Consider the following 6,257-nt stretch of genomic DNA (forward strand, 5'->3'; position numbering starts at 1 on the left):
GCATGTATCCAGTCTTAACGACCAGGCGGCGAAGTCCAGCAGGCGCGCCTCAAGCCACCCACATTGTTCAGCACCGTCCTAGGCCGGCCGCACCGTCCGGCGCTACAGTTGCCGCAGGACACTGCGTGGTGGCGACGACGGCAAAGGGAGTGCCCGTGGAACCGATGGCCCCGGGTATCAGGCGGCTGGGCAGGGCGCTGCGGGCCGTGCCGTGGTCGTCGATCGCGAACGTGTCACCCGGCCTGCTGTCCCTCATCCAACGCATCGGCGTGCCTGTCAACCCGGCCACCCGGTTCGTGTTCGGCGGCGTCGCCAAGGGCGTGACCGCGCAGGACCTCACCATTGACGGCACGCACCGCATGACGGTTCGCATCTACACCCCGGTACGGACGACGGCGGCGGCGCGCCCCCTCGTCGTCGCCTACCACGGCGGTGGCTGGGTGCTTGGCGGACTCACCATGAACGACTGGATCGCCAGCCGCGTCGCGGACGGGCTGGACGCCGTCGTCGTCTCCGTCGGCTACCGGCTGGCACCGGCGCATCCGTTCCCGGCGGCGCCGGAGGACTGCTACGCCGCGCTTGCCTGGGTCGCCGCCCACGCCCCACAACTTGGCGCGACGGGACGCCTCGGCGTCCTGGGGGACAGCGCGGGAGGAAACCTCGCCGCCGTCGTCGCAATCATGGCCCGGGATCGCGGCGGCCCTGCCCTTGCGCACCAGGCGCTGCTGTACCCGGCCATCGACGGCACCGGGCAGACCCCGTCGTACAAGGACAAGGAGCGCGCCCTGTTCCTGACGGCCGACGACATGAGCCGCTATTACCAGCACTACCTCGGCGACCACGAGGACCGCACGGACTGGCGCGTGTCGCCCATTCATGCGGCGAGCCTGGCCGGCCTGCCGCCCGCCTTCGTGGCCGTTGCCGGGCACGACCTCCTCCACGACGAGGGCGTCCACTACGCCCGGGCACTGCAGGGCGCCGGGGTACCCGTGCACCTGGCCCGGTATCCGGCCATGACGCACGGGTTCCTCAGCTTCCCCCGCTTCGCCCGGGACGCCGGCCCCGCCATCGAACACCTCATCGACGCCCAACGCGAGGCACTTGCATGACACCCGCAGTGAACGTCGTGCAGTGCCGGCCACAGCGGTTCTGCGCACTGCCAGACCCCGGCCCTGCGCCACTGCAGAACATGGGCAACGCCCGGCCCCTGGCCTTGCGCAGAAATAAACCGGCGCCCGGGCACCCAGCGCAACGCTCCGGCGTCGGACCTCCACAACTTCGGCGCGGGGTTCCGGACAAGCCCGTGCGATAGGCTTCTTGGGAGCCGGCCCCCATGTACGGCGGGGCAGAGCGCGGCAAATCAAGTTTTCAGGAGGTGGAATGCGCTTCGGACGCATTCTTCGAACCACGGTCATGCTGATCGCCGCCGCACTCGTCTTCAGCGCCTGCACGGGCCACGCGCCCGCGCCGTTGCCGGCCACCAGCCAGGCCACCCCCACCCAGGGCGGCAGCGTCACCGTCGCCGAACCGGGCGTGTTCAGCTCGTTCAACCCGACGAGCGCCACCGGCGCCTCCGCGCTCAACGACCGGATCGCCTACGCCACCCACGCCGGCTTCAACTACGTCGACAACAACCTGGCGCTCGTGCGGAACGAGGCCTTCGGCACGTACAAGATGGTCTCCGAGAACCCGCTCGTCATCAAGTACACGGTCAATGACGGCGTGCAATGGTCCGACGGGGCGCCCGTCGACGCCAACGACCTGCTGCTCGCGTGGGCGGCCGCCTCCGGCTACTACGACGACGCCACGGTCGACAAGGACTTCAAGGTCACCGCCGGCACCCGGTACTTCACGCCCTCGACGACCGCGGCCGCGCTCGGGAAGACGGCGCTGCCGGAGATCGGCGACGACGGCCGGTCCCTCACCCTCACGTACACCCACCCGAACGCGGACTGGGAGACGGCGTTCGGCTCCCGGATCGACGTCCCCGCCCACATCGTGGCCGTGCGGTCCGGACTCAAGGACGCGGGGGCCCTGTCCGCGCTCCTGCTCAAGATCCCGGCCGGCAATCCGGCCAAACCCGTGCCGGCGAACGCCGAACTGCGCCGCGTCGCCGATTTCTGGAACACCGGCTTCGACACGAAGGCCATGCCCGACCCGTCCCTGGCTCTGTCCAACGGCCCCTACGTCATCAAGACGATCACGGCGGGCAAATCGCTGGAGCTCACCCGCAACCCGGACTACAAGTGGGGCCCCGCCGCGCACCTGGACACCATTGCGGTCACCTCGATCGCCAACGCCGGCGGCCGGATCTCGGCCCTCGCCGACGGGACGGCCGATCTCATCGACGTGCCGGCCAACACCGACGACCTGGCGTTGCTGGCCGGCATGAAGGGTGCCGGCGTGAAATTCCAGGTCGGCCGGGGCCCCGGCTTCGAGCAGGTCGCACTGAACTTCAAGGGCGTGTTCGCCAACCCGGCCCTGCGCCAGGCGTTCCTCAAGACGGTCCCGCGCCAGGACATCGTCAACGAGCTCGTCAAGCCGCTCGATCCCGGCGCGGCCACGCTGAACTCGTTGCTGCTCGTGCCGTCCCAGAGCGCCTACAACGAGGCCGCCGGAAACAATGGCAGCGCCAAGTACGCGGCGCCGGACCTTGAGGGCGCCCGGTCCCTGCTGGCCGGTGCCACCCCGACCGTGCGCCTGCTGTACAACAAGGACGACGACGAACGCGCCGCCGCTTTCGCCCTCATCGCCGCCTCGGCCCGGCAGGCGGGGTTCAAGATCGTCGACGAGGGAGTCGGCGCCACCACATGGCGGGCCAAACTGCAGGCCGGCACCTACGACGCTGCGCTGTTCGGGCTCACGAGCGCCGGCGCCGGGACCGCGACCATCGAGCCGGTCTTCAAGACCGGTGGGGCGGCCAACACGAACAACTACTCGAACGCGCTGGCCGACCAGCTCATGGACGAGCTCCTCGTCACACCCGACCGGGCCAAGCGGGACGCCCTGAAGGTGCAGATCGACAAGCTGCTGTGGGACTCGTTCTACGGCCTGCCGCTGTACCAGGACCTGACGCTCACCGCGACCGGCGCGAAGGTCTCCGGACTGGTGCCCTCGCCCGTGTCCGTGGGTCCGTGGTGGAACGTGTGGGACTGGAAGAGCGGGAAGTGATCCCCACTTGCCGGCCCGGAAATCGCTGGCGCGATTTTCGGGAACCTGGCAAGCGTGGGCCCATCCAATGTGGGATGCGCTACAGTGTGTAGGGCGTTTTTGCCGCGGGCGTCTAGAATGGTGCTATCTGCCGACAATCGCGGCCACCATATTTCACCATTGACTTACTGCCGTGGCCCTTTCGGGCCCACAGCCGGGCCCAACTGAATCGAGTCTTCACGCATGAGCGAAACCACCGTCAAAACTGCCTCGCGCAATGACCTGCGCAACGTCGCCATCGTGGCGCACGTTGACCACGGCAAGACCACCCTGGTCGATGCCATGCTCAGGCAGACGCACTCATTCGCCGAGCACGGTGAAGTGGCCGAGCGCGTGATGGACTCCGGTGACCTGGAGCGTGAAAAGGGCATCACCATCCTGGCGAAGAACACCACCGTCGCCTATAACGGCCCGTCCTCCCCGGATACGGTCATGACCATCAATGTCATCGACACCCCCGGCCACGCCGACTTCGGCGGCGAGGTCGAGCGCGGCCTGTCCATGGTCGACGGCGTCGTTCTGCTCGTGGACGCCTCCGAGGGCCCGTTGCCGCAGACCCGTTTCGTGCTGCGCAAGGCGTTGGCCGCGAAGCTGCCGGTCATCCTGCTGGTCAACAAGACCGACCGCCCCGATGCCCGCATCGACGAGGTCGTCGCCGAATCCATGGACCTGCTGCTGGGCCTGGCCTCCGACCTGGCCGATGAGGTGCCCGACCTGGACCTGGACGCCGTGTTGAACGTGCCGGTCGTCTACGCCTCCGGCAAGCTCGGCCGCGCCTCGCTGACGCAGCCGGACAACGGCGCCGCCCCGGACAACGAGGACCTGGAGCCGCTGTTCAAGACCATCGTCGACCACATCCCGGCCCCCACGTACAATCCGGACGGCGTGCTGCAGGCCCACGTGACCAACCTTGACGCGTCCCCGTTCCTGGGCCGCCTGGCGCTGCTGCGCATCTTCAACGGCACGCTGCGCAAGGGCCAGGTCGTGGCCTGGGCCCGGCACGACGGCACCCTCAAGAACGTCAAGATCACCGAGCTGCTCGCCACCAAGGCGCTGGAGCGCGTACCCGCCGAGTCCGCGGGCCCCGGCGAGATCGTGGCCGTTGCCGGCATCGAGGACATCACCATCGGTGAGACCCTGACCGACGTCGACAACCCGCAGCCGCTGCCGCTGATCAAGGTCGACGACCCGGCCATCTCGATGACGATCGGCATCAACACGTCCCCGCTGGCCGGCCGCGTCAAGGGCGCCAAGGTCACGGCCCGCCAGGTCAAGGACCGCCTGGACAAGGAACTGGTGGGCAACGTGTCGCTGAAGGTGCTGCCGACCGAGCGCCCGGACGCCTGGGAGGTGCAGGGCCGCGGCGAGCTGGCCCTGGCCATCCTCGTCGAGCAGATGCGCCGCGAGGGCTTCGAGCTGACCGTCGGCAAGCCGCAGGTCGTCACCCGGCAGGTGGACGGCAAGACGCACGAGCCCATGGAGCACATGACCATCGACGTGCCGGAGGAGTACCTGGGTGCCGTCACCCAGCTGATGGCAGCCCGCAAGGGCCGCATGACCAACATGGCCAACCACGGCACCGGCTGGTGCCGGATGGAGTTCATCGTCCCCGCCCGCGGCCTGATCGGCTTCCGCACCCGGTTCCTGACCGACACCCGTGGCGCCGGCATCGCCTCGTCCATCGCCGAGGGCTACGAGCCGTGGGCCGGCCCGATCGAGTACCGGACCAATGGTTCCATGGTCGCCGACCGTGCCGGTGTGGTGACCCCGTTCGCCATGATCAACCTGCAGGAACGCGGCTCGTTCTTCGTCCAGCCCACCTCCGAGGTGTATGAGGGCATGATCGTCGGTGAGAACTCGCGCGCCGACGACATGGACGTGAACATCACGAAGGAAAAGAAGCTCACCAACATGCGTGCCGCGTCCTCGGACACCTTCGAGAACCTGACGCCGCCGCGCGTGCTGACCCTGGAGGAATCCCTCGAGTTCGCCCGCGAGGACGAGTGCGTGGAGGTCACCCCCGAGTCGATCCGCATCCGCAAGGTCATCCTGAACGCGTCCGACCGCGCCAAGGCGTTCCGCGCCCGCGCCAAGGCCTGATCCCGGTCGGTGATTGAGCCCGGTCGGTGATTGAGCCTGCCGAAATCCCAAGGTCTCGACAGGCTCGACCACCGGTGATTGAGCCCGTCGAAATCCCAAGGTCTCGACAGGCTCGACCACCGGTGATTGAGCCTGCCGAAATCCCAAGGTCTCGACAGGCTCGACCACCGGTGATTGAGCCCGTCGAAATCAGCCCGCCCGGAACCTCCGGGCGGGCATTCGGCGTTGCCGGCTGGTGTGGCGCAGGTCTCATCTCTATAAAGATCCGGCCGGCAGCGCCCCACAATTACTGGTTGGTAACCCGGAGCGGGTAGGCTCGTGCCGTATGAGCTGCAACACAGTCGTGCTCGATGGGGAGCACGGCGCCGTTTGAACAAAAAACGTTTGAACAAGAAGTCGGCTCGAATCCAATTCACAGCAAGGAGGCGGAATGCGTTACACGCGCACTTCCAAAGCACTGGGCCTGGCGGCCGTCGTCGCCCTGTCCCTGTCCGCATGCGGCGGCTCCTCGGGCGGAGGAAACACCAACTCCACCGGGAACGCCACCAAGGTCATCACCGCGAACAGCACCGAGCCGCAAAACGGCCTGCTGCCCGCGAACACCAACGAGGTCGGCGGCGGCCGCGTCATGGACCTGCTCTTCTCGGGCCTGGTCAGCTACGACGCCACAGGCAAGACCGTCAACGAGATGGCCGACTCCATCACGACCACCGACTCGCAGAAGTACACCATCAAGCTCAAGAGCGGCCAGACGTTCTCCAACGGCGAGGCCATCACGGCCGCGTCCTTCGTGGATGCCTGGAACTTCGGCGCCGCGGCCAAGAACGCCCAGCTGAACTCCTACTTCTTCCAGTCGATCAAGGGTTAGGACCCGCGTTGTTTTAACTTAGGATTTTGGTTGATGTCCTGCCCGGCCCGTGCTATGGCGTGGGTCGGACGGCCGGGCC

General features: G+C 67.7%; 4 protein-coding genes. All 4 read left to right on the forward strand.

The genetic code is table 11. The features are described 5' to 3' along the window. Positions 1-164 precede the first annotated feature (164 nt). The 4 genes from EJC77_RS20010 (at position 165) to EJC77_RS20025 (ending at position 6,178) form a co-directional block, all read left to right on the forward strand. The gene (locus EJC77_RS20010; protein WP_240630395.1) at positions 165-1,109 is read left to right on the forward strand and encodes an alpha/beta hydrolase; all 945 of its coding nucleotides are present in this window, start codon (positions 165-167) and stop codon (positions 1,107-1,109) included. A 271-nt stretch (positions 1,110-1,380) separates the two neighbouring features. Next, positions 1,381-3,171: an ABC transporter family substrate-binding protein gene (locus tag EJC77_RS20015; protein WP_125617012.1), complete on the forward strand. Its 1,791-nt coding sequence runs from the start codon at positions 1,381-1,383 to the stop codon at positions 3,169-3,171. Between the two features lie 222 nt (positions 3,172-3,393). Continuing rightward, on the forward strand, positions 3,394-5,310 hold the full coding sequence (typA, locus tag EJC77_RS20020) for a translational GTPase TypA (protein ID WP_125617015.1): 1,917 nt from the start codon (positions 3,394-3,396) through the stop codon (positions 5,308-5,310). Between the two features lie 430 nt (positions 5,311-5,740). Continuing rightward, positions 5,741-6,178: an ABC transporter substrate-binding protein gene (locus EJC77_RS20025; RefSeq protein ID WP_125617018.1), complete on the forward strand. Its 438-nt coding sequence runs from the start codon at positions 5,741-5,743 to the stop codon at positions 6,176-6,178. The last annotated feature ends 79 nt before the right edge of the window (positions 6,179-6,257 follow it).

The organism is Specibacter cremeus (assembly GCF_003946885.1).
GTDB classification, from domain to species: domain Bacteria; phylum Actinomycetota; class Actinomycetes; order Actinomycetales; family Micrococcaceae; genus Specibacter; species Specibacter cremeus.